The 22641-nt window shown below is 60.1% G+C and carries 21 protein-coding genes; 19 read left to right on the plus strand and 2 right to left on the minus strand.

All coding sequences use genetic code 11. The features are described 5' to 3' along the window. Positions 1-37 precede the first annotated feature (37 nt). The 16 genes from JTJ32_RS02390 to JTJ32_RS02465 all read left to right on the plus strand — a co-directional run bounded on the left by JTJ32_RS02390 (position 38) and on the right by JTJ32_RS02465 (position 16675). Positions 38-928: an NAD(+) kinase gene (locus tag JTJ32_RS02390; RefSeq protein WP_004884525.1), complete on the plus strand. Its 891-nt coding sequence runs from the start codon at positions 38-40 to the stop codon at positions 926-928. After that, a complete protein-coding gene (locus JTJ32_RS02395) occupies positions 928-1899 on the plus strand; it encodes a metallophosphoesterase (RefSeq protein WP_099228078.1) in 972 nt (323 codons plus the stop codon). Before JTJ32_RS02390 ends, JTJ32_RS02395 begins: the two co-directional genes overlap by 1 nt. After that, positions 1896-2768, plus strand: a complete 873-nt coding sequence (locus tag JTJ32_RS02400) for a rhomboid family intramembrane serine protease (RefSeq protein WP_099228080.1) — start codon at positions 1896-1898, stop codon at positions 2766-2768. Before JTJ32_RS02395 ends, JTJ32_RS02400 begins: the two co-directional genes overlap by 4 nt. 28 nt (positions 2769-2796) lie before the next feature. Further along, positions 2797-3057 carry a YeaC family protein gene (locus JTJ32_RS02405; RefSeq protein WP_004884522.1) on the plus strand — a complete coding sequence of 87 codons (261 nt, stop codon included), beginning with the start codon at positions 2797-2799 and terminating at the stop codon, positions 3055-3057. Then, positions 3054-3887, plus strand: a complete 834-nt coding sequence (locus JTJ32_RS02410) for a DUF2797 domain-containing protein (RefSeq protein ID WP_184319275.1) — start codon at positions 3054-3056, stop codon at positions 3885-3887. Before JTJ32_RS02405 ends, JTJ32_RS02410 begins: the two co-directional genes overlap by 4 nt. Before the next feature lie 12 nt (positions 3888-3899). Next, positions 3900-6566: an aminopeptidase N gene (gene pepN, locus JTJ32_RS02415; protein ID WP_210040632.1), complete on the plus strand. Its 2667-nt coding sequence runs from the start codon at positions 3900-3902 to the stop codon at positions 6564-6566. Between the two features lie 241 nt (positions 6567-6807). Continuing rightward, positions 6808-7461 carry a YjfI family protein gene (locus JTJ32_RS02420; protein ID WP_184319281.1) on the plus strand — a complete coding sequence of 218 codons (654 nt, stop codon included), beginning with the start codon at positions 6808-6810 and terminating at the stop codon, positions 7459-7461. 26 nt (positions 7462-7487) lie between these two features. Beyond that, the gene (locus tag JTJ32_RS02425) at positions 7488-8195 is read left to right on the plus strand and encodes a PspA/IM30 family protein (protein WP_099228085.1); all 708 of its coding nucleotides are present in this window, start codon (positions 7488-7490) and stop codon (positions 8193-8195) included. 30 nt (positions 8196-8225) lie between these two features. Beyond that, positions 8226-8792: a rhomboid family intramembrane serine protease gene (locus JTJ32_RS02430; RefSeq protein WP_099228086.1), complete on the plus strand. Its 567-nt coding sequence runs from the start codon at positions 8226-8228 to the stop codon at positions 8790-8792. A 73-nt stretch (positions 8793-8865) separates the two neighbouring features. Further along, the gene (locus JTJ32_RS02435) at positions 8866-9891 is read left to right on the plus strand and encodes an ion channel (RefSeq protein ID WP_210040634.1); all 1026 of its coding nucleotides are present in this window, start codon (positions 8866-8868) and stop codon (positions 9889-9891) included. Continuing rightward, on the plus strand, positions 9888-10550 hold the full coding sequence (locus JTJ32_RS02440; protein ID WP_099228090.1) for a YjfK family protein: 663 nt from the start codon (positions 9888-9890) through the stop codon (positions 10548-10550). Before JTJ32_RS02435 ends, JTJ32_RS02440 begins: the two co-directional genes overlap by 4 nt. Before the next feature lie 13 nt (positions 10551-10563). Continuing rightward, positions 10564-10989 carry a DUF350 domain-containing protein gene (locus JTJ32_RS02445; RefSeq protein ID WP_210040636.1) on the plus strand — a complete coding sequence of 142 codons (426 nt, stop codon included), beginning with the start codon at positions 10564-10566 and terminating at the stop codon, positions 10987-10989. 27 nt (positions 10990-11016) lie between these two features. Next, positions 11017-11826, plus strand: coding sequence for a DUF1190 domain-containing protein (locus tag JTJ32_RS02450; RefSeq protein WP_210040638.1), 810 nt, complete (start codon positions 11017-11019; stop codon positions 11824-11826). A 12-nt stretch (positions 11827-11838) separates the two neighbouring features. Continuing rightward, complete coding sequence (locus tag JTJ32_RS02455; RefSeq protein WP_099228094.1) at positions 11839-12996, plus strand: glutathionylspermidine synthase family protein; 1158 nt, start codon at positions 11839-11841, stop codon at positions 12994-12996. A 214-nt stretch (positions 12997-13210) separates the two neighbouring features. Continuing rightward, the gene (locus JTJ32_RS02460; protein ID WP_210040640.1) at positions 13211-14257 is read left to right on the plus strand and encodes a WD40/YVTN/BNR-like repeat-containing protein; all 1047 of its coding nucleotides are present in this window, start codon (positions 13211-13213) and stop codon (positions 14255-14257) included. 27 nt (positions 14258-14284) lie between these two features. Continuing rightward, a complete protein-coding gene (locus JTJ32_RS02465; RefSeq protein WP_210040642.1) occupies positions 14285-16675 on the plus strand; it encodes an efflux RND transporter permease subunit in 2391 nt (796 codons plus the stop codon). 215 nt (positions 16676-16890) lie between these two features. Here the strand turns inward: JTJ32_RS02465 and JTJ32_RS02470 are convergent, their stop codons facing one another. After that, positions 16891-17604: a FadR/GntR family transcriptional regulator gene (locus tag JTJ32_RS02470; protein WP_025994364.1), complete on the minus strand. Its 714-nt coding sequence runs from the start codon at positions 17602-17604 to the stop codon at positions 16891-16893. 120 nt (positions 17605-17724) lie between these two features. After that, positions 17725-19467 carry an IlvD/Edd family dehydratase gene (locus tag JTJ32_RS02475; RefSeq protein ID WP_025994363.1) on the minus strand — a complete coding sequence of 581 codons (1743 nt, stop codon included), beginning with the start codon at positions 19465-19467 and terminating at the stop codon, positions 17725-17727. Positions 19468-19682: 215 nt separating this feature from the next. On the opposite strand from JTJ32_RS02475, the gene JTJ32_RS02480 reads away from it, so the two are divergent. From JTJ32_RS02480 to JTJ32_RS02490, 3 genes are all read left to right on the plus strand, one after another. Continuing rightward, the gene (locus tag JTJ32_RS02480; RefSeq protein WP_099228099.1) at positions 19683-20996 is read left to right on the plus strand and encodes an MFS transporter; all 1314 of its coding nucleotides are present in this window, start codon (positions 19683-19685) and stop codon (positions 20994-20996) included. A 33-nt stretch (positions 20997-21029) separates the two neighbouring features. Then, entirely contained in the window at positions 21030-22022 is a 993-nt protein-coding gene (araD1, locus tag JTJ32_RS02485) for an AraD1 family protein (RefSeq protein ID WP_099228101.1), read from the plus strand. Positions 22023-22278: 256 nt separating this feature from the next. Next, on the plus strand, positions 22279-22563 hold the full coding sequence (locus JTJ32_RS02490; RefSeq protein ID WP_210040644.1) for a DUF5629 family protein: 285 nt from the start codon (positions 22279-22281) through the stop codon (positions 22561-22563). The last annotated feature ends 78 nt before the right edge of the window (positions 22564-22641 follow it).

The following is a 22641-nucleotide window of genomic DNA, read 5'->3' on the forward strand; positions in this document are numbered from 1 at the left end:
CTTTTCCAAGCCGTCTCGAACCCGCAGCAGGAGTCTCATGGAGCAATTTCGCAATATCGGCATCATCGGCCGCCTGGGCAGTGTCCAGGTGCTCGATACCGTGCGCCGACTCAAGAAATTCCTGTTGGACCGGCACCTTCACGTCATCCTTGAAGAGACCATTGCCGAAGTGCTGCCCGGTCATGGCCTGCAGACATCGTCGCGCAAGATGCTCGGTGAAGTGTGCGACATGGTGATCGTGGTCGGCGGCGACGGCAGTCTGCTGGGCGCCGCCCGAGCGTTGGCCAGGCACAACGTCCCTGTATTGGGCATCAACCGAGGCAGCCTGGGGTTCCTGACCGACATCCGTCCCGACGAGCTTGAGGTCAAGTGCGCCGAAGTGCTGGACGGGCATTATCTGGTCGAAAACCGCTTTCTGCTGCAGGCCGAGGTGCGTCGTCATGGCGAAGCGATCGGGCAGGGCGACGCGCTCAATGACGTGGTGCTGCATCCCGGCAAATCCACACGGATGATCGAGTTCGAGATCTACATCGACGGCCAGTTCGTGTGCAGCCAGAAGGCCGACGGCCTGATCGTTGCCACCCCGACCGGCTCGACCGCCTACGCCTTGTCGGCGGGCGGGCCGATCATGCACCCCAAGCTCGACGCCATCGTCATCGTGCCGATGTATCCGCACACCTTGTCCGGTCGCCCCATTGTGGTCGATGGCAACAGTGAGTTGAAAATCGTGGTGGCCAAGGACATGACCATTTACCCGCAAGTGTCCTGCGACGGGCAGAACCATTTCACTTGTGCGCCCGGCGACACCATCACGGTCAGCAAGAAACCGCAGAAGCTGCGCCTGATTCATCCTCTGGACCATAACTATTACGAAGTCTGCCGCACCAAGCTCGGCTGGGGCAGCCGGCTTGGTGCTGGAGGCGACTGATGATCGATCCGGCGCGTGGCTACGATCTGATCGGTGACGTGCATGGGTGTGCTCATACCCTGGAGCATCTGCTGGAGCTTCTCGGTTACCGCCTGCAGGCTGGCGTGTGGCGCCACCCCGAGCGCATCGCGATCTTTCTCGGTGACATCATCGACCGCGGCCCTCGCATCCGCGAATCGCTGCATATTGTTCACGACATGGTCCAGGCCGGTCAGGCGTATTGCATCATGGGTAATCATGAGTTCAATGCACTGGGCTGGATGACGCCAGCGCTGCCGGAAAGCGGCCACCGTTTCGTGCGTGAGCACACGCCGCGCCACGCCAAGCTGATCGGTGAGACGCTGGCGCAGTTCGAGCAGCATCCCGATGAGTGGAAAGCCTTCGTCGAGTGGTTCTACGAATTGCCGCTGTACCTTGATGCAGGGCGTTTCCGGGTGGTGCATGCCTGCTGGGATGCGACCCTGATCGACCCGCTGCGCGGCCTGCACGGCACCGGTTGCATCGATAAACACTTCGTCCAGGCGTCGGCCGTGCCCGGCAGTTTTGCCAGCAACGTGTTCAATCGCCTGCTGCGCGGCACTGACATGCGCCTGCCGCATGGCCTTACCCTGACCGGTGGAGACGGCCTGACCCGTGCCTTTTTCCGCACCAAATTCTGGGAAGACGATCCGCAAACCTATGGCGATATTGTCTTCCAGCCCGACGCGTTGCCGGAGGGCGTGGCCAAAACCCCGCTGTCCACTTCCGAAAAGAACGCACTGCTACGTTATGGCATTGACGAGCCGATGCTGTTCGTCGGCCATTACTGGCGCAGCGGCATTCCTGCCCCCATACGCCCGAATCTGGCCTGTCTGGATTACAGCGCCGTGCTCTACGGCAAACTGGTCGCCTACCGGCTGGATCAGGAAACACAAATCGATCCGGACAAGTTCGTCTGGGTCGATGTACAGCGTCCCGAGGTTTCACGATGAGTCCTGTTGCAGCCCTGCGCTTGCCGTTGAACGCTGACCTGAGCGGTTTCGTCAGCCTGTTGCACCGTCTGCAGATTCCGCACCGGGTCAGTGAAGAAGTGGGGGAGCAAGTGCTCTGGGTGCCGGACTCCACAGACCTGGCGCAGGAAGTGCGCGAACTGTACGAGCGCTTCCCCCAGGGCGACGAAGCCTTTCAATTGCCCGGCAGCACTGCGCAACCGCTCACCGGCGGTCCGGGCCTGATGCATCAGTTACGGCGTTGCCCGGTGACGGCCCTGGTGCTGCTGGTCACGTTGCTCGTCGCCGGCCTGACGTTGCTGGGCGACAATCTGGAAGCCATTCGCTGGCTGACGTTTCTGGACTTCCGGGTCCAGGGCGATTACGCCACCTTCCTGCCGCTGGACGAGACCCTGGCCAGTGGTCAGTGGTGGCGGATCGTATCGCCGATGCTGATTCACTTTGGCATCCTGCACCTGGCCATGAACGGCATGTGGTACTGGGAGCTGGGGCGGCGGATCGAGATTCGTCAGGGCAGTTGGCACTTGCTGGGTCTGACGCTGTTGTTCTCGGCTGTCTCCAACTATGTTCAGTACCTGTCATCAGGTCCGAGTCTGTTCGGTGGGTTATCCGGTGTGCTTTACGGTCTGCTCGGCCATTGCTGGATTTTCCAGATGCTGGCGCCCAATCCTGTCTATCGCCTGCCGCGCGGCGTGCTGGTGATGATGCTGGTCTGGCTGGCGCTATGCATGTCCGGTCTGGTGAGCATGCTCGGTTTTGGCGAGATCGCCAACGGTGCCCACGTCGGCGGCCTGATCATCGGTTGTGTCACCGGCCTGCTGGGTGGTGCGCTTGCGCGCCGCAAGGCCTAGAATTGCCCGCTATTTTCTGGAGTGCGCCATGTCGTCTTTTGTAGAAATGATTGAAAACATCACCCCGGATATCTACGAGAGCCTGAAACTGGCCGTGGAAATCGGCAAATGGTCCGACGGTCGCAAGCTGACCCAGGAGCAGCGCGAGTTGTCGCTGCAGGCGTTGATCGCCTGGGAAGCGCAGAACCTGCCTGAGGACCAGCGCACTGGTTACATGGGCCCGCAGGAATGCTCGTCCAAGTCAGCACCGGTGCCCAATATCCTGTTCAAGTCGGATGCCATCCATTGATCGAGATCGGACGTGGCGCCGTCAACAAGATGTCCGTGCGCCAGGACGATTCGTCGCTGGTGCAGTACGCCTTTCGGCTGGGCGACACTGAAATCGCCGTCAACCCGCTGATCGGCAAGACGGTCAGGCTGGAATTTCTGGGTGCGATCCATTGCAGCCACTGCGGTCGCAAGACCAAGTCCAGCTACAGTCAGGGTTATTGCTACCCGTGCATGCTCAAGCTGGCGCAGTGCGACGTCTGCATCATGAGCCCGGAAAGATGCCACCACGATCAAGGCACCTGCCGCGATCCTTCGTGGGGCGAGCAGTTCTGCATGACTGACCACATTGTCTACCTGGCCAACTCGTCGGGCGTGAAGGTGGGCATCACACGTTCCACCCAACTGCCGACCCGCTGGCTGGATCAAGGGGCGAGTCAGGCGCTGCCGATTCTGCGCGTTGCCACGCGTCAGCAATCGGGCTTTGTCGAAGACCTGCTGCGCAGTCAGGTGGCCGATCGCACCAACTGGCGTGCCTTGCTCAAGGGCGACGCCCAGCCGGTGGACCTCAAGGCCATCCGTCAGGCGCTGTTCGAAACCTGCGGCGCGGGCCTGCTGGGATTGCAAGAACGATTCGGTCTGCAAGCCATCCAATTACTTCATGACGCCGAGCCCGTCGAGTTTCGTTATCCGGTCGAGGCGTATCCGACCAAGATCGTGAGCTTCAACCTGGACAAGAACCCGATTGCCGAGGGCACACTGCTCGGGATCAAAGGCCAATACCTGATCTTCGATACCGGCGTGATCAATATTCGCAAATACACGGCTTATCAAATGGCCGTGCATCAGTAAAAGGATTCCAGCATGCGCACCGAACAACCGACCATGATCTACCTGAAGGATTATCAGGCGCCCGAGTACCTCATCGACGAGACGAACCTGACGTTCGAACTGTTCGACGATCATTCGCTGGTCCATGCGCAACTCGTCATGCGCCGTAACCCCGCACGCGGTGCAGGTCTGCCGCCGCTGGTGCTGGACGGTCAGCACCTTGAGCTGCTTTCGGTGAACATGGACGACGTCGAACTGACGGCGGCCGATTACCATTTGACCGAAGACCACCTGACCCTGCACCCCAAGTCTGAGCGGTTCACTGTCGACAGTACCGTGCGCATCCACCCGGAAACGAACACCGCACTGGAAGGCCTGTACAAGTCCAGCGGCATGTTCTGCACCCAGTGCGAGGCCGAGGGCTTTCGCAAGATCACCTACTACCTTGACCGCCCTGACGTGATGAGCAAGTTCACCACGACTGTCAGTGCCGAGAAGCACAGCTTCCCGATCCTGCTTTCCAACGGCAACCCGGTTGCCAGCGGCGAGGAAGAAGATGGTCGTCACTGGGCGACCTGGGAAGACCCGTTCATGAAGCCGGCTTACCTGTTCGCGCTGGTTGCGGGCGATCTGTGGTGTGTCGAGGACACGTTCACCACCATGAGCGAGCGGGTCGTGACCCTGCGCATTTACGTTGAGCCGGAAAACATCGACAAGTGCCAGCACGCCATGAACAGCCTGAAGAAGTCCATGCGCTGGGACGAGGAGACCTACGGTCGCGAGTATGACCTGGACATCTTCATGATCGTCGCCGTCAACGACTTCAACATGGGCGCGATGGAGAACAAGGGTCTCAACATCTTCAACTCCAGCGCCGTGCTGGCCCGTGCCGAGACCGCGACCGATGCCGCTCACCAGCGCGTCGAGGCCATCGTGGCCCACGAATACTTCCACAACTGGTCAGGCAACCGCGTGACCTGCCGTGACTGGTTCCAGCTGTCACTCAAGGAAGGTTTCACGGTTTACCGCGACGCCGGCTTCTCCGCCGACATGAACTCGGCCACGGTCAAGCGCATCCAGGACGTCGCTTACCTGCGCACTCACCAGTTCGCCGAAGACGCAGGCCCGATGGCGCATGCCGTACGTCCTGACAGCTTCATCGAGATTTCCAACTTCTACACCCTGACGGTTTACGAGAAGGGTTCCGAAGTGGTCGGCATGCTGCACACCCTGTTGGGTGCCGAAGGCTTCCGCAAGGGCAGTGATCTGTACTTCGAGCGTCATGACGGCCAGGCAGTGACCTGCGACGACTTCATCAAGGCGATGGAAGATGCCAACGGCATCGACCTGACCCAGTTCAAACGCTGGTACAGCCAGGCTGGTACGCCACGTCTGGCGGTCAGCGAGTCCTACGACAGCGCTGCGGGCACTTACAGCCTGACCTTCCGCCAGAGCTGCCCGACCACGCCGGGTCAACCGGGCGATCAGAAACAGCCGTTCGTGATTCCGGTCGAACTGGGCCTGCTGGACAGCCAGGGTCACGACATGGCGCTGCGTCTGTCGGGCGAGGCGTCAGCCACTGGCAGCACGCGTGTGCTGTCGGTGACCGAAGCCGAGCAGACATTCACTTTCGTCGATGTCACTGAAAAGCCTTTGCCTTCGTTGCTGCGCGGCTTCTCTGCGCCGGTAAAGCTGAGCTTCCCTTATGACCGCGATCAACTGATGTTCCTGATGCAGCACGACAGCGATGGCTTCAACCGCTGGGACGCCGGTCAGCAACTGTCGGTGCAGGTCCTTCAGGAAATGATCGCTCAGCATCAGCAGGGCCAGGCACTGGTCATGGACCAGCGTCTGGTGACTGCACTGGGCACCGTGCTGGCTGACGAGCAACTGGATCAGGCGATGGTCGCGGAAATGCTGTCGCTGCCGGGCGAGGCTTACCTGACTGAAATCAGCGAAGTGGCCAACGTCGAAGCCATTCACGCAGCGCGTGAATTCGCCCGTCAGCAATTGGCGGACAGTCTGTTCGAAGGTCTGTGGGCGCGTTACCAGGCCAACCGTGAGATCTCGAAAGTCACGCCTTACGTCGCCGAAGCCGAGCATTTCGCCCGTCGCGCGTTGCAGAACATCGCGCTGTCGTACCTCATGCTCAGCGGCAAGCCGCAGGTATTGGCTGCGACCATCGACCAGTTCGACACCAGTGACAACATGACCGAGCGCCTGACTGCACTGGCCGTGCTGGTGAACTCGCCGTTCACCGAGGAGCGGGACAAGGCGCTGGCCGTGTTTGCCGAGAACTTCAAGGACAACGCGCTGGTCATGGATCAGTGGTTCAGCGTTCAGGCCGGCAGCAACCAGCCGGGCGGTCTGCAAAGGGTCAAAGACCTGATGCAGCACCCTGCGTTCAACATCAAGAACCCGAACAAGGTCCGCGCCCTGATCGGTGCTTTCGCCGGCCAGAGCCTGATCAACTTCCATGCAGCGGATGGCTCGGGCTATCGCTTCCTGGCGGATCTGGTCATCGAACTGAACGGCTTCAACCCGCAGATCGCCTCCCGCCAGTTGGCCCCGCTGACGCGCTGGCGCAAATACGACAGCGCTCGTCAGGCACTGATGAAAGCGGAACTGGAGCGCATCCTCGCGTCCGGCAAACTGTCGCCGGATGTGTATGAAGTGGTGAGCAAGAGTCTGGCCGAGTAAGGCTGAGGCAATGAAGGGTGCGGTGTCGGCACCCTGAAGAGAAGGGCTGTCCGCTGCGGGGGACGGCCCTTTTTTATGCATTGCGTGACCGGGCGTTTCAAGCCCGAGGCTGTATGCGCAGTTATCGCAGTCACAAGGCGACAGATCCTACAAAAAATCTCACATGTGATATATATCCAGGCATGAAAACTTCTGATACGTTGCGTCTCAGTTCCAAGGCCCTCAACTAGGGGAAGCGCCAATGCCTCGCAAAACCAAGGGCGACAACGCAACCGACCCGGCCAAGGCTTCGAAAAGCTCTACCGATTACATGCGTGAAATGCGTCAGCGACTCAAGGACGCCGGGCTGGTCAAGCGTGAGTTCTGGATTCGGCCCGAGAATGTCGATGCCCTGCGGGGAATCGAGAAAGCGTTAAGACAGCCCTTTCTGGGTGACAGGATCAAATTGGAGGATTTCATGACCGAGAATACCAACTGGACGATCAGCTCTCTGCAAAAAGCCTTTTCCGAACTGGATCTGGTCACTGAGGGCAGGATCGAGATGGGTGTCATTGAGGGCGAGGCGGCAGGTATCAAGCTGACCATGGCCGACTTCGGTGATCTGCCTGTCTACATCGCGGTCGAGGGCGATCAGATTCTGGCCGACGCCACGCTGATCGAAGTGAACAAGATCAAGGACGTCGCCGCTTTCAATGGCGAAGTATTGCGCAGTCGCGACCTGTTTCCGCTGTCTTCGGTCGGGATCGAAAAGCTGGCTGACGGTCAGGAAGTGTACTGCCTGTTTGGCGCACTGAGCGCCGCGTCTTCGCTCACAGTGATTGTTCAGGAAATTCTGACCCTTGCGGACAACGTGATCCGTGCGGCTGAAGCCTTCGAAGATCACTTCATTTACTGAACATCCCTGTCAGGAGCAAAGCATTCATGACAACAAGCATCTGGAAAAAACTGGTTACCGCTGTCCGTGGCGGTGCATCCGAAGTAGGCGAGTCGATTGTCGACGCTAACGCCATCCGCATCCTGGACCAGGAAATCCGTGACGCAGACAGCGCGCTGGTCCGGGCTCGCGACGGTCTGATTACCATCAAGGCCAAGCACAAGCTTTCGGCACAGCGTCTGGAAGAACACGCCACCAGCATTGCCAACTGGGAAGGGCGCGCCATGCAGGCCCTGAACAAGGGTGAAGAGGCGCTGGCCGTGGAATGCGCCACCAAGATCGCCGAGATCGAGGCCCTGCGGGATCAGGAAAAGGAACTGGCAGATCAGTTCGGCAAGCAGGTCGGTCTGCTGCAGGAACAGGTTGCCAAAGCCGAGTCGCGCATCAAGAGCCTCAAGCAGCAGGTCGAAATGGCCAAAGCGCGCGAAACCGTACAGAAAGCCCGCGTTGCAACGGCGACTGCCACCGGTGGCGCGAGCGGCGCGGTCGAGACGGCTGTCGGTTCGCTGGCCCGCCTCAAGCAGCGTCAGGATGAGCAGGACGCCAAGCTGGAAGCCGCTGAAGAGCTGGCCGGTCAGTCCAATGGCAGCGATCTGGAGCGTCGTCTTCAGGAAGCAGGCATTGGCGCCAGAAGTGGCGGTGCGGATGACGTGCTGGCGCGCCTGAAAGCCAAAAGCCAGACGCCTGCACAGTAAACGTCGAGTGAAGACAGGCGAGGAGACCGGATGAGCTTTTCGGCACGATTGAAGGTCATCCTCGCGTTGTCGCTGTTGTTGGTCGCCGTGCAGTTCGTCAATGCATTCTCGTCCGGCAATCTGGTCACGTACGGCATCATTCCGCGCACGGTTTCCGGTTTGCAGGGCATCGTTTTTGCGCCCTTCATTCATGGTTCATTCCGGCATCTGCTTGGCAACCTGTTGCCGTTCATGGTGCTGAGCTGGCTGGTGGCCACCGAAGGCGTGAAGCGTTATGCCTGGGTTGCAGGGTTGATCTGTGCGCTGGGTGGCATTCTCGTGTGGCTGTTTGCTCGATCCAGCATTCATGTCGGTGCAAGCGGCTTGATATTCGGCTTGTGGACCTATTTACTGGCGCGTGCGTGGTATCAGCGCAGTCTGGTCAGCCTGCTTCTGGCGATGATCGCACTGGCCGGTTACAGCGGACTGATCTATGGATTCGTCCCGATGCCGGGTATTTCGTTCGAGTCGCACCTGGCCGGTGCGCTGGCGGGAATAGGCGTCGCCCGGCTGATGCATTCGAAAGCGTTACGGACTGAAACCACTCGAGTGGTTTGAAGGGCATGCCGTGGATTGCGGGTCGTCGTCTCCGACCCGTCTGGAAGGGAACCTGAATCATGGATTTGCACGCATGACCCTGCTGCTGTTACTTCGGCGTCACGCCTCGGTGTTCTTCGAACGATTCGGCTGGGCCGGTATTGGCGTCCTGCTGTTGACGCACTACATCGTCTCCTGGCTGCTGCTGACGCTGGCGGGCGAGGAGCATCTGGTTCAGGGTGTCGATTTCACCTACTTCTACCTCACCACCGCGACCACGGTCGGGTACGGCGACCTGTCGCCCAAAACCGGGTGGGGCAAGCTCATTACCACCACCTGGATCATGCTGGGCGGTATCGCCCTGCTGACGACCGTCATTGGCAAGGCGTCGACTTCGGTCGGGGACATCTGGAGAAGAAACATGAAAGGACAGGGCGACTGCTCGGCTCTCACCGGCCATACCGTACTCGTCGGCTGGGACGGTGAAACCAGCGAACGCATCGTCGAACTGCTGGGCCAGGACACCTCGACCAGCCGCACAGGGCTGGTGATCTGTGATTCGATCATCACCGAAAATCCGATGCCGGGCCGCGCCTCGTTCATCAAGGGCGATTCACTGGACTCGCCAGCCGTGCTGCTGCGCGCCGGAGCCATAGGCGCGCAACGGATTCTGGTGCACACCCAGTCCGACAGCCTGACCCTGGCAATCGTGCTGACCCTCAAGAGCCTCGGGCCGACCGGGCATGTCGTGGCGCATTTCAACAATTCCGAACGGGCTGCACTGGCCAGAACCTATGCACCCGAACTGGAATGTACCTCGAACATGGCCATCGAAATGCTGGTCCGTTCGTCTCAGGACCCGGGTTCCAGTTCGGTGATCACCGAACTGTTGTGCATCGGCGAGGGTGCCACGCAATTCCGCCATGTGCTGCCCAACGACTACACCTCATCCTGCGGCGACCTGTACATGCGCCTGCGTCAGGATTTCAACGCCACGCTGATCGGTTACAGAGCTGGCGCCGTGGCGCAGTTTCAGATCAATCCTGCCAATGACGTGCCTGTTCGCGGCGGGGAAATTTTCTACATTGCCTCCAGTCGGCTTCAAGGAGATGCGCTATGAGTTGGTTCAAACGTGCCATGGGGCTGGAAGCGCCCAAGACGACGGCCAGTGCCAACGGATCGACGGGTTTTTCCAGCCCTCTGGGCCTGGCTTCCGGGCGCATGCTGTGCCTGGACAGTTCGCTGAAGATGCTGCTCGACGGGCATTCCTATGTGGTCATTCCAGGGGACGAAAAGGTCTGGTCGGTCGGTCGTATCGATCTTGGCCAGTCCATGGCGCTTCAGCGTTTCTATCTGGATAACGAAGACTATTTCCTGCAGGTGGTCACCAATGGCCCCGCGCCTGAAGATATTCAGGACATCATCCTGTTCGGCTATTACAGTGCCTCGCCGATCACCAGCAAGGACGAGTTGCTGCGCCTGACCGGACCTGCGTCGAAGATCGGGCTGCCGACCTACGAGCACGAAGGTGAAGTGTTCGAAAGACAATGGGGAACCGAGACCGGACAGACCGAACTGACGCCGCTGGACGAAGACGTCGTCAGCCCTGACGGTGCCTATCGCGTCAAACACCTGAGCATGCTGTACGCCCGCGAAACAGGCCTGATCAATCGTCGGGAGTTCCTGCTGTTCTCGGTCGAGGAAGACGAGGAGGGTGAGATCACCCTCACCACGGCGGTTGGCGTGACGCTGCAATCCACTGATATCAACGTTCTATGACAAGGAAATCCTCATGATCGACGCGCTTCGTATGTCGCTCAACGCCACTGCGGTGTTCGGTTTTGTGATGTACATCCTGGTGGCGGCCATTCTGTTCGCCCTGTTCCAGTTCATTTACAGCCGCATCACGCCGCACAAGGAATTCGCGCTCATCCGTGAGAACAACAGCGCTGCCGCACTGGCGCTGGGGGGGTCGCTGATCGGTTTCGCGCTGCCAGCCAGCAATATCATCACCTACAGCATCAGCATTCTGGACGTGATCGTCTGGGTGGTGATCGCCGCGGTGGTGCAACTGGTCGCTTTTGGCGTGACCAGCATGGTGCTAAAAGGGCTGTCGACGCGCATTGCCAAGGGCGAAACAGCTGCAGCAATCTACTCGGCCAGCGTCGCGATCAGTGTCGGTCTCCTCAACGCAGCCTGCATGACCCCCTCGGTCTGACAGCAGCGACGGTCAAGGAGATTATCGATGAGACGCAGTTCAGTAAAATGGGTGCTTGTCAGCACGCTGCCTCTGGCCATTTCCGGCTGTGGCGCTGCAGACGAGGAGCCCAACTTCACGGCACGGGCCAGCTTCAAATCGGTTCAGGAATGCACCGAATCCAAGGTTCCGGTCGATGTTTGCTCGGACGCCTTCATGAAGGCGATGTCGGACCACCGGGCCATTGCCCCGGTCTACGATGACAAGGCTTCGTGTGATGCCGATTTTATTCCGGACTACTGCCAGGTCACTTCCGACGGTAAGTACATGCCCAAAATGGGCGGGTTCGAACTGGGGTTCGAAGGTAATGTGCCCAAGGATGCTCTGGAACGGGCCCAGCAGGAGGTCGCCCAGTCTGCGCCGTCCGGTATGAGCGGTACAACAGGCCTGCTGACCGGCCTGCTGATCGGCAACCTGATGAGCAACGGCTTTGGCGGCGGCAGCCGTTACTACTCGCAGCCTATCTACCAGACACGCGATGACCGCAACTCGGGTTCGTTCGGTTACTACGGATCGTCATTGCCGAGCCAGATGGAGCGCGGCAAGACCTTCGGCGGTTCGACCCAGGCACGCTCAGGCTCCGGCAGCTACGACAGGAACACGCTGGGTCGCAGTCTGGGCGACTCCGGATCGGGTTCAGGTTCAGGTTCGAGCTCGGGGTCCAGCTTCGGATCACGCTCCAGTTCCGGTTCATCGGTGTCTTCGACGGTCTCGCGCGGCGGCTTCGGCAGTCAGGCGTCGGCGCGCAGCGGCTGGGGTGGCAAGAGCAGCAGTAGCAGTGGCAGTTTTGGAGGCTGACGGATCCGGCCCATGAAAAAGATCAGCATCGAAGAACGACCTGACTGGCAAGCGACCGTCGAGCGGGAAGGATTCAACTTCCATACCATCGACGGCGAACGCTACTGGGATGAGCGCGGGTATTACCTGTTCACCGAACAGCAGATTACCCGCGATCTGGAAGCGCCTACCCAGGAGTTGCATCAGATGTGCATGGATGCCGTGGGGCGGATCGTGGACAGCGAAGCGCTGCTGCGGCAGCTCGCCATTCCGGAGTCGTTCTTCGACCTGATCCGCACCTCATGGAAGCAAGGGCACCCGCACCTCTATGCCCGTTTTGACTTCGCCTACGATGGCATCGGTCCGGCAAAGATGTACGAAATCAATGCCGATACCCCGACCAGCCTGATGGAAGCCGGGGCCGTGCAGTTGCTGTGGCTGGAGGAGCAGATGGAGCGCGGTGTTCTGCCTGCTCATGCCACCCAGTTCAATTCCATTGCCGAGGACCTTGTGCGCGCGTTCGCCGAGTTTCCTCGTCAGGGACCGTTTCATTTTTCGGCGATGTCGGGTTCCGTCGAGGACCGCGGCACCACCGATTTTCTGCGGCGGATGGCGGCTCATGTCGGCATCGACGCCCGACACATCGATATCGAAGATATCGGTCTGACCGCCGACGGACGCTTCGTCGACCTGGACGCGCAGCCGATCGAGCGTCTGTTCAAGCTGCATGCCTGGGAGCATATCTTCCACGAGTCGTTCGGCGAATACGTAGCGGCCAGCGGCACGCAGTTCGTCGAGCCGGCCTGGAAGGCCATTCTCAGCAACAAAGGCATTCTGCCGCTGCTGTGGCAATTCAACGAAGGCCATCCCAATCTGCTGGAATCCCATGTGGATCGTGATCCTCGGCGGGCCGTACCCAAAGGCTGGGTACGCAAGCCGTACTTCTCCCGCGAAGGCGCCAATATCGAGATGCGCACGCCGGGTGATCAGGTCATTGCAGTCGATGGGCCTTACACCGACGCGCCCTACATCATGCAGGCGTACTCGCCGCTGCCGCGATTCGACGACAGCTATACGCTGATCGGCTCCTGGGTGATCGGTGATCTGGCCTCGGGTATCGGCATTCGGGAGGACGACAGCCTGATCACCAAGGACTCCAGCCGTTTCCTGCCCCACGTCGTCATTGACTGACGGCGCTCGACGCTTTCTGTATCAGGCTTGCTGATAGCGCATCAATCACAGTGGGTGCGCTTAACAAAAGATAACGACATGTCGATTGTCAGGCATTTGCAAAACTGCCTAGGATGGCGAGGCTTGCAAAAGGTACGGCCAGAGCGCCCGCGAGCGTTTGACACGTACGAGCGGGCCGGTGTCAGAGCCTAATAACAATAAGAGGGGAACGTCCATGAGTGAGCCTGTCTATCGGCGCACCCGGTTACGCGCGGGCATGTCCCTGACCATCCTGATGGCCTGCACGGTGATTGCACCGGTCATGGCCGCGACCGATCCGGCGCCAACCGCAACCGCCAGCACGACCAGTGTTTACGCCATCGAGTCGGCAAAAGCCGCCCGCGGCCTGCTGCTGGATATCGCTCACGCAGGTGCTCGACTGGTTGCGGTCGGGGACCACGGTCACATTCTTTATTCCGATGATCAGGGCAAGAGCTGGGTCCAGGCCCGCGTGCCGACGCGCCAGTTATTGACCGCCGTCTATTTTGTCGACGAACAGCACGGCTGGGCGGTGGGGCACGACGCGCAGATCCTCGCCAGCAGCGACGGCGGCAAGAGCTGGAACAAGCAGTTCGAAGACCTGGCACGCGAGGCACCTTTATTGGATGTCTGGTTCAAGGACCTGCAGAACGGTCTGGCCATCGGGGCCTACGGTGCCTTGTTGACCACCACTGACGGCGGTCAGCACTGGGAAGATGTCAGCGATCGGCTGGACAACGAAGATCAATACCACCTCAACGGCATCACTCAGGTCAAGGACGCCGGGCTGTTTATCGTCGGCGAGGCTGGCAGCATGTTTCGCTCCCGTGACGAAGGGCAGACCTGGGAAAAGCTCGAAGGCCCGTATCAGGGCTCGCTGTTCGGGGTGATCGGTACCGCCAGTCCGTCGACGCTGCTGGCCTACGGTTTGCGCGGCAACCTTTTCCGCTCCACCGATTTCGGTGACACGTGGCAGCCCATCGAACTGCAGGGCGCGCGCGGTCCGCTGGAGTTCGGTCTGGCCAGTGCCTCGCTGCTGGCTGACGGCTTACTCGTGCTGGTCGGCAATGGTGGCAGCGTGATGCGCAGCAACGATGACGGCGAAACGTTTCAGGTCTTCAACCGCCCCGACCGGATCTCGCTGGCGGGTGTGACCTCCAATCTTCAAGGCAATCTGATTCTGGTAGGTCAGGGAGGCGTTCGCGTCGCCTCGCCAACGGGCGCCGAGACGACCCAACAATAAGACCTTTCAGGGCGGGGACATTCAGGCATGACCAATCTTCAACACACCCAGCATTCCGGCGGAAAAGAGACCTTTCTCGAGCGCCTGATCTTCAACAACCGCCCGGCCGTGATCATTCTGTGCCTGCTGGCCAGTATTTTTCTGTTCTGGCAGGCCACCCAGGTTCGCCCGTCCACCAGCTTCGAGAAGATGATCCCGCTGTCCCACCCGTTCATCCAGAACATGATGGCGCACCGCAACGATCTCGCGAACCTGGGTAACACCGTGCGCATCTCGGTGGAGGCCAGGAATGGCGACATCTTTTCCAAACAATACATGGAGACGCTGCGTCAGATCAGCGACGAGGTGTTCTACATCCCCGGCGTCGACCGTTCCGGCCTGAAATCGCTGTGGAGCCCGAGCGTGCGCTGGACGGAAGTGACGGAGGAAGGCTTTGCCGGGGGCGAAGTGATTCCGCAGAGTTACAACGGTTCGGACGAGAGTCTGGATCTGTTGCGCAACAACATACTCAAGTCCGGGCAGGTCGGGCGGCTGGTGGCCAACGATTTCAAATCCAGCATCATCGATGTGCCGTTGCAGGAGTCCTACCCGGACCCGGCAGATCAGGGCAAATTGCTGGCGCTGGACTACCAGCAGTTCTCGCACCAGCTTGAAGAGAAGATCCGCGACAAGTACGAAGCACAGAACCCCGACATCAAGATTCACATCGTCGGTTTCGCCAAGAAGGTCGGTGATCTGATCGACGGCCTTTTCATGGTGGTGATGTTCTTCGGCATCGCCTTTCTGATCACGCTTGTGCTGCTGATCTGGTTCACACGCTGCATTCGCAGCACCATCGCCGTACTGATTACCACGCTGATCGCGGTGATCTGGCAACTGGGGCTGATGCATGTCGTGGGGTTTGGTATAGATCCGTACTCGATGCTGGTGCCGTTCCTGATCTTTGCCATCGGCATTTCCCATGGTGTGCAGAAGATCAACGGTATCGCCTTGCAATCCAGCGATGCCGAAAACGCATTGATGGCGGCAAGGCGCACTTTCCGTCAGTTGTTCCTGCCCGGCATGATCGCGATTCTGGCCGACGCCGTGGGCTTCATCACGCTGCTGATCATTGATATCGGTGTGATTCGCGAGCTGGCCATCGGGGCTTCCATCGGTGTGGCGGTGATCGTGTTCACCAACCTGATCCTGCTGCCGGTGGCGATTTCCTACGCAGGCATCAGCAAACGGGCCATCAATCGCAGCAAACAGGATGCGGTGTCCGAGCATCCGTTCTGGCGATTGCTGTCCAACTTTGCCAGCGCAAAGGTTGCGCCGGTCTCCATTGTGCTGGCGCTGCTCGCCTTCGGCGGCGGCCTCTGGTACAGCCAGAACCTGAAAATCGGCGACCTGGATCAGGGCGCGCCGGAGCTGCGTCCCGATTCACGCTACAACAAGGACAACGCGTTCATCATCAATCACTACTCGACCAGTTCGGACGTGCTGGTGGTGATGGTCAAGACGCCACCTGAAGGCTGTTCGGCCTATCCGACCATGTCAGCGATCAACGAGCTGGCCTGGAAAATGGAGAACACCCAGGGCGTGCAGTCCGCCATCTCACTGGTGACGGTTTCCAAGCAGGTCATCAAGGGCATGAACGAGGGCAACCTGAAATGGGAAACCCTGTCGCGCAACAAGGACGTGCTCAACAACTCCATCGCCCGCGCCGACGGTCTGTACAACAACACCTGTTCGCTGGCGCCCCTGCTGGTGTTCCTCAACGACCACAAGGCTGAAACCCTCGACCGGGCGGTGCACGCGGTGCAGGACTTCGCCAGGGAGAACGACCGCCCGGACATGCAGTTCCTGCTGGCGGCGGGCAATGCCGGTATCGAAGCGGCGACCAACGAAGTGATCAAGAAGTCCGAGCTGACCATTCTGATTCTGGTCTACATCTGCGTGGCCGCCATGTGCATGATCACCTTCCGCTCCTGGGCGGCGACGCTGTGCATCGTGCTGCCGCTGGTCCTGACTTCGGTGCTGGGCAACGCGCTGATGGCGTTCATGGGCATTGGCGTGAAGGTCGCGACCCTGCCGGTGGTGGCGCTGGGTGTAGGGATCGGGGTCGATTACGGTATCTACATCTACAGCCGTCTCGAGAGTTTCCTGCGCGCCGGACTGCCGTTGCAGGAAGCCTATTACGAAACCCTCAAGTCCACGGGCAAGGCGGTGCTGTTTACCGGTCTGTGCCTGGCAATTGGCGTGTGCACCTGGATCTTCTCGGCGATCAAGTTCCAGGCCGATATGGGGCTGATGCTGACCTTCATGCTGCTCTGGAACATGTTCGGCGCGCTGTGGCTCTTGCCAGCGCTGGCGCGGTTCCTGATCAAGCCGGAGAAAATGGCCGGGAAGGTGGGCAATTCACTGTTTTCGCATTGATACGTGAGCAGCGCGTCAGCGTGCCCACGCTGCGCGCTTGGTGTGTACGGGCCTGCGCAATAAATGCAAAAACGTGGGGGGCGATTGCAGGCGATGCTTGTTTTCAGTCGATTCATCAGTGACTGATCTGACGCTTTCGCCAGCAAGCCGCCTCCCACAGGTTCTGCGCTCAACCGACCATTAGCTGCCTGGCCCTGTCCTGCGCACGCTGTGGATCAAACCCCGCCCAGCACCACCGTCAACGCATTGCGCGCATCGTCCAGTTGCACCAGCGAGGCGTGGCGGGCGGCAAGGGCGTCGCGGTTCTGGATGGCGGTGAGGATGGCCTTGTGACGTGGCATGGCCAATTCATGCAGGTTAGGCCGCTTGTTCGAGTACTTCAGCGCTTCACGCAACGCCAGCGACAGCATGTTGCACAGGTGAGCCAGCAGGTCGTTGTGAGTGGCGTCGGCGATACGGCTGTGGAAATCCAGGTCCGGTTGCAGCAGGTCTTCCGGCGTCGGGGCCGCTTCCATGCGCTGATACGCTTCATGGATCGACTCGATTTCCTCATCCGTCGCGTGCTGCGCTGCCAACGCCGCAACAGCGGGTTCGATCACCGCACGCACGCTGGTCAGCAGGTTGAAGAACTCATTCTGCGGCGAGCTCTGCATCACCCAGTGCAATACATCCGGGTCCAGCAGGTGCCATTCGCGCCGTTCCTTGACCACCGTGCCGACGCGCGGCCTTGAATAGACCAGCCCCTTGGCAACCAATACCCGTGTGGCTTCACGCAGCACCGGACGGCTGACGGCGTACTCTTCGCAGAGCAGCGCCTCGGCAGGCAGTTTTTCGTCAGGTTTGAAACGACCGGATACGATCTGCATGCCCAATTCCTGGACAATGCGCGCGTGCATGCTTTTACGGTCTGAAGGCTTTCGGTAGTCCATGGGAACGTGCGTCGATCCTGGCGGTGAGTGCCGCGCATCATAACACTGCGCATCGCCCAAGGCGGCCGCCCGTGCGAGGGCCGCCGCTGCTCAGGACATAGCGTTCAGGTCGGTGAGCGATTAGTGAGAATGCCTCGGCACTTCAGAACCGCGGCTGCCGATCAGGAAGTCGAAATCGCAGCCCTGATCCGCTTGCATGACGTGATCGATATACAGCTGGCGATAGCCACCCAGCAGCAATTGAGGTGGCGCCTGCCAGTCGGCCAGTCGCGCCGCCAGTTCCGCTTCAGGAATGTCCAGGTGCAGACGGCCGCTGGCGCAGTCCAGTTCTATCCAGTCGCCTTCCTTCACCACCGCCAGCGGTCCGCCTGCCGCTGCTTCCGGTGCCACATGCAGGACCACGGTGCCGTAGGCCGTGCCGCTCATGCGGGCGTCGGAAATCCGCACCATGTCGGTCACGCCCTGAGCCAGCAGCTTGGCCGGAAGCCCCATGTTGCCGACCTCGGCCATGCCTGGATAACCCTTGGGCCCGCAGTTCTTGAGGACCATGACAGAGGTTGCATCGATGTCCAGATCCGGATCGTTGATGCGGGCCTTGTACATCTCGAAGTTCTCGAACACCACGGCGCGACCGCGATGCTGCATCAGCGCAGGTGTCGCAGCGGAAGGCTTGAGCACCGCGCCCAGTGGTGCGAGGTTGCCGCGCAGCACGCAGATACCGCCGTCGGCGCGGATCGGGTTGTCCAGCGCACGGATAACCTGATCTTCGCCATAGATCGGCGAGTTGCAGGTGTTCTCGGCAATGCTTTTACCGTTGACGGTCAACGCGTCAGGGTTGGGCAGCAGTCCGGCCTCGTTCATGCGTCGCAATACGGCGGGCAGGCCGCCCGCGTAGTAGAACTCTTCCATCAGGAAGCGCCCGGACGGTTGCAGGTCGACAATGGTCGGCATGCCGCGACCGACGCGGGTCCAGTCATCCAGCTCCAGGTCGACACCGATGCGTCCGGCAATGGCTTTCAGGTGGATCACGGCATTGGTCGAGCCACCAATGGCGGCGTTGACCCGGATCGCGTTCTCGAACGCGGCCTTGGTAAGAATCTTCGACAGACGCAGGTCTTCGCGAACCATGTCCACGGCGCGCATGCCGGACATGTGCGCAAGCACATAACGTCGTGAGTCCACCGCCGGAATCGCTGCGTTGTGCGGCAGCGAAGTGCCCAGCGCTTCGGCCATGCAGGCCATGGTGGAAGCGGTGCCCATGGTGTTGCAGGTGCCTGCCGAGCGGGACATGCCAGCTTCGGCGGACAGGAATTCATCCAGGCTGATCGTGCCGGCTTTGTAGGATTCATGCATCTGCCAGACGATGGTGCCGGCACCGATGTCCTTGCCTTCATGCTTGCCGTTGAGCATCGGCCCGCCGGTCACGACGATGGCCGGAATGTCGCAACTGGCCGCGCCCATCAGCAGGGCAGGCGTTGTCTTGTCACACCCGGTCAGCAACACAACGCCATCGATCGGATTGCCGCGGATCGCTTCTTCGACGTCCATGCTCGCCAGGTTGCGAGTGAACATCGCGGTAGGGCGCAGGTTGGATTCACCGTTGGAGAACACCGGGAATTCAACCGGCCAGCCACCGGCCTCGATCACGCCGCGTTTGACGTGTTCGGCAATCTGACGGAAGTGGGCGTTGCAGGGCGTCAGTTCGGACCAGGTATTGCAAATGCCGATGATCGGCTTGCCTTGAAACTGATGGTCGGCGATGCCCTGATTCTTCATCCAGCTGCGGTACATGAAGCCGTTCTTGTCGGCAGTGCCAAACCACTGGGCAGAACGAAGGGTCGGTTTTTTATCGGAGTCAGACATGATCGGCTCTCTTATTGTAAGACTTAATGTCGATGCTGCTGGCTAAGGTAAGCCTAAAAAACGCCGATTGGAAGAGTTGTCAGTTTAAATAGTATTACTATATAGTCGTTTTCAGTTGAGGGACGACCCTTGCCTTGGTGTTGCTGCATATCGGCACCCAGGTACTGAGGCGATCCCCGCAGGTTCCATAACAAAAACAATGGGAGACCGCCTTCATGAGCCAGGAACTGCGGCTTATACGCCGCATCACGTTCAAACTGATTCCCTTTCTGATCCTGCTTTACCTGATCGCCTACGTGGACCGCTCTGCCGTGGGCTTTGCCAAGCTGCACATGGGCGCCGACATCGGTATTGGCGACGCTGCCTACGGGCTGGGTGCAGGCCTGTTCTTCATCGGCTATTTCCTGCTGGAAATCCCCAGCAACCTGATGCTCGAACGCTTTGGCGCACGCCGCTGGTTCGCCCGGATCATGATCACCTGGGGCGCCATCACCATCGGCATGGCTTTCGTCCAGGGGCCGCACAGCTTCTACGTGATGCGCTTTCTGCTGGGCGCGGCCGAGGCAGGCTTCTTTCCCGGTGTGCTGTACTACATCACCCAGTGGTTTCCGGTTCGCCATCGCGGCAAGATCCTCGGTCTGTTCATCCTTTCGCAACCCATCGCCATGATGATCACCGGTCCTGTGTCCGGCGGTCTGCTGGGCATGGATGGCGTTTTGGGCCTGCACGGCTGGCAGTGGCTGTTCATCGTCATCGGTACGCCTGCGATCCTGCTGACGTGGCCGGTGCTGCGCTGGCTGCCGGACGGTCCGCAGCAGGTCAACTGGATGAGTCAGGACGAGAAGGACTGGCTGACCGGCGAGCTGAAGAAGGATCTGGAAGAGTATGGCCAGACCCGTCATGGCAATCCGCTGCATGCGCTCAAGGACAAGCGTGTGCTGTTGCTGGCGCTGTTTTATCTGCCGGTGACCTTGAGCATCTATGGACTTGGCCTGTGGCTGCCGACGCTGATCAAGCAGTTCGGCGGCAGTGACCTGACCACTGGCTTCGTGTCTTCGGTGCCTTACATGTTCGGCATCATCGGCCTGCTGATCGTGCCGCGCAGTTCCGACCGCCTCAACGACCGTTATGGCCATCTGGCGGTGCTGTATGTGCTGGGTGCCCTCGGCCTGTTCTGCAGTGCCTGGCTGACGTTGCCGGTCGCGCAACTGGCGGCGTTGTGTGTCGTGGCGTTCGCGCTGTTTTCCTGCACGGCGGTGTTCTGGACCTTGCCGGGTCGTTTCTTCGCCGGTGCCAGTGCGGCGGCCGGTATCGCGCTGATCAACTCGGTCGGCAATCTGGGCGGCTATATTGGACCGTTCGTGATCGGTGCCTTGAAAGAGGTGACCGGCAGCCTGGCGTCAGGCCTGTACTTCCTGTCCGGCGTCATGGTTTTCGGCCTGGTGCTGACCGGCATCGTTTACCACGTGCTGGAGCGCAAACATGTGCTGCCAGCCTCCGAGTTTGCTGCCAGCGCCAAGGCGCGCTAGGTCCGGCTTTCCACTATCTGAAAGGAGATTTCCATGCGGTTGGTGCAATTTGAATTGAGCAACGGTGAGCGTCGGGTCGGTCTGGTGGACGGCGATCAGGTGCGTGAAGTGCAGGGCGTCGAGAGCGTGCGCGAACTGGCACTGGCGGCGATCAAGGCCGGTTCAGGGCTGGCACAGCAGGTCGAGCAGCGAGGGGTTGGCGAAGCGCATGATTACGCGCAACTGCTGGAAGCGCTGCGCATTCTGCCGCCGCTGGATCATCCGGATCCGGCGCACCTGTTGGTCAGTGGTACAGGCTTGACGCACCTTGGCAGCGCCTCGGCACGGGACAAGATGCACCAACAGTCGGGCGACGAGTCGGCCATGACCGATACCATGCGCATCTTCAAGTGGGGCGTGGAAGGCGGCAAACCTCAAGCCGGGGAGACTGGTGTGCAGCCGGAATGGTTCTACAAGGGCGACGGCAGTATTGTCGTGCGTCCGGGTGAATCGTTTTCGCTGCCGCCGTTCGCTGAAGATGGCGGGGAAGAGCCGGAGTTGAGTGGTCTGTACGTGATCGGCCATGATCACAAGCCTTACCGGCTGGGGTTCGCGATCGGCAACGAGTACTCCGACCACATCATGGAGCGCCGCAATTACCTGTACCTGGCCCACTCCAAACTGCGCGCCTGCTCGTTCGGCCCTGAGTTGCGCGTCGGTGATCTGCCGCAGAACCTGTCGGGAACCAGCAAGATATGGCGTGACGGTGAAGTGCTGTGGGAAAAGGAGTTCCTCAGCGGTGAGGCCAATATGTGCCACAGCCTGGAAAACCTTGAGTATCACCACTTCAAATACGCCCAGTTCCTGCGCCCCGGTGACGTGCACGTGCACTTCTTCGGCACTGCGACATTGTCCTTCGCCGACGGCGTACGGACTCAGCCGGGGGATAAATTCGAAATCAGCCAGGCCGAGTTCGGCAAACCGCTGGTCAACGGTCTGGCACCTGGCGAAGCGGCGTTCCAGCCGGGCGGGATCGGCAGGTTGTGAGCTGCGGGCAGTCTTGACGTCCAACGCGGCGACGATAAAACGCGAGTCGCTGGATGAATGCGTGTGAAATGTGGGCGGCGGCTTGCCGGCGATGGCGTCAGTCAAGTCGCTGACAGGTCGCCTCGGAAACAGTATCGCCGGCAAGCCGCCTTCTACGGCCCATTGGTCGTCACTGCCGTCGCGGTCTTCGTGAAGATCATGGCAAATCATCCAGCTATTGCCCTATCATTCGCGCTTTTGCAGGCCGGATACGCTCATGACCACTCCCCCAGACACCTTGCTCGCTGCCCTTGAAGCTTCTTCGATGCTGGAAATCGACGGCCTTCACGCTTGGGATTTTTCCCTGGGCGAGGCGCTGAACGTCGAATGCATGGACGGACGCGAGCGCAAGGTATGGCGTTTCACGCTGGATCAGGTCAAGGCTGCGGTCTTCGACGAGTCGTTGCAAAGCTGGGTCGTCAATGATGGCAACGCCGACCACCGTATCGTCTGCCTGGATGCCTTCACGCCTACCGATGAATATGACGCTGACGAAGCTTGATCCAGATCAAGTGCGCTTCCCCGGTTAGCCGCTAGATTCGACGCTGTACACACTGGTTTCGCCAGTGTCGGCCCAATG

Source organism: Pseudomonas alliivorans (assembly GCF_017826695.1).
Taxonomy (GTDB): Bacteria; Pseudomonadota; Gammaproteobacteria; order Pseudomonadales; family Pseudomonadaceae; genus Aquipseudomonas; species Aquipseudomonas alliivorans.

What these genes read in the sequence shown, in the direction of transcription:
- JTJ32_RS02390 (WP_004884525.1), top strand. Translation starts at nt 38, where the DNA reads ATGGAGCAATTTCGCAATATCGGCATCATCGGCCGCCTGGGCAGTGTC.
- JTJ32_RS02395 (WP_099228078.1), top strand. Translation starts at nt 928, where the DNA reads ATGATCGATCCGGCGCGTGGCTACGATCTGATCGGTGACGTGCATGGG.
- JTJ32_RS02400 (WP_099228080.1), top strand. Translation starts at nt 1,896, where the DNA reads ATGAGTCCTGTTGCAGCCCTGCGCTTGCCGTTGAACGCTGACCTGAGC.
- JTJ32_RS02405 (WP_004884522.1), top strand. Translation starts at nt 2,797, where the DNA reads ATGTCGTCTTTTGTAGAAATGATTGAAAACATCACCCCGGATATCTAC.
- pepN (WP_210040632.1), top strand. Translation starts at nt 3,900, where the DNA reads ATGCGCACCGAACAACCGACCATGATCTACCTGAAGGATTATCAGGCG.
- JTJ32_RS02420 (WP_184319281.1), top strand. Translation starts at nt 6,808, where the DNA reads ATGCCTCGCAAAACCAAGGGCGACAACGCAACCGACCCGGCCAAGGCT.
- JTJ32_RS02425 (WP_099228085.1), top strand. Translation starts at nt 7,488, where the DNA reads ATGACAACAAGCATCTGGAAAAAACTGGTTACCGCTGTCCGTGGCGGT.
- JTJ32_RS02430 (WP_099228086.1), top strand. Translation starts at nt 8,226, where the DNA reads ATGAGCTTTTCGGCACGATTGAAGGTCATCCTCGCGTTGTCGCTGTTG.
- JTJ32_RS02435 (WP_210040634.1), top strand. Translation starts at nt 8,866, where the DNA reads ATGACCCTGCTGCTGTTACTTCGGCGTCACGCCTCGGTGTTCTTCGAA.
- JTJ32_RS02440 (WP_099228090.1), top strand. Translation starts at nt 9,888, where the DNA reads ATGAGTTGGTTCAAACGTGCCATGGGGCTGGAAGCGCCCAAGACGACG.
- JTJ32_RS02445 (WP_210040636.1), top strand. Translation starts at nt 10,564, where the DNA reads ATGATCGACGCGCTTCGTATGTCGCTCAACGCCACTGCGGTGTTCGGT.
- JTJ32_RS02450 (WP_210040638.1), top strand. Translation starts at nt 11,017, where the DNA reads ATGAGACGCAGTTCAGTAAAATGGGTGCTTGTCAGCACGCTGCCTCTG.
- JTJ32_RS02455 (WP_099228094.1), top strand. Translation starts at nt 11,839, where the DNA reads ATGAAAAAGATCAGCATCGAAGAACGACCTGACTGGCAAGCGACCGTC.
- JTJ32_RS02460 (WP_210040640.1), top strand. Translation starts at nt 13,211, where the DNA reads ATGAGTGAGCCTGTCTATCGGCGCACCCGGTTACGCGCGGGCATGTCC.
- JTJ32_RS02465 (WP_210040642.1), top strand. Translation starts at nt 14,285, where the DNA reads ATGACCAATCTTCAACACACCCAGCATTCCGGCGGAAAAGAGACCTTT.
- JTJ32_RS02470 (WP_025994364.1), bottom strand. Translation starts at nt 17,604, where the DNA reads ATGGACTACCGAAAGCCTTCAGACCGTAAAAGCATGCACGCGCGCATT.
- JTJ32_RS02475 (WP_025994363.1), bottom strand. Translation starts at nt 19,467, where the DNA reads ATGTCTGACTCCGATAAAAAACCGACCCTTCGTTCTGCCCAGTGGTTT.
- JTJ32_RS02480 (WP_099228099.1), top strand. Translation starts at nt 19,683, where the DNA reads ATGAGCCAGGAACTGCGGCTTATACGCCGCATCACGTTCAAACTGATT.
- araD1 (WP_099228101.1), top strand. Translation starts at nt 21,030, where the DNA reads ATGCGGTTGGTGCAATTTGAATTGAGCAACGGTGAGCGTCGGGTCGGT.
- JTJ32_RS02490 (WP_210040644.1), top strand. Translation starts at nt 22,279, where the DNA reads ATGACCACTCCCCCAGACACCTTGCTCGCTGCCCTTGAAGCTTCTTCG.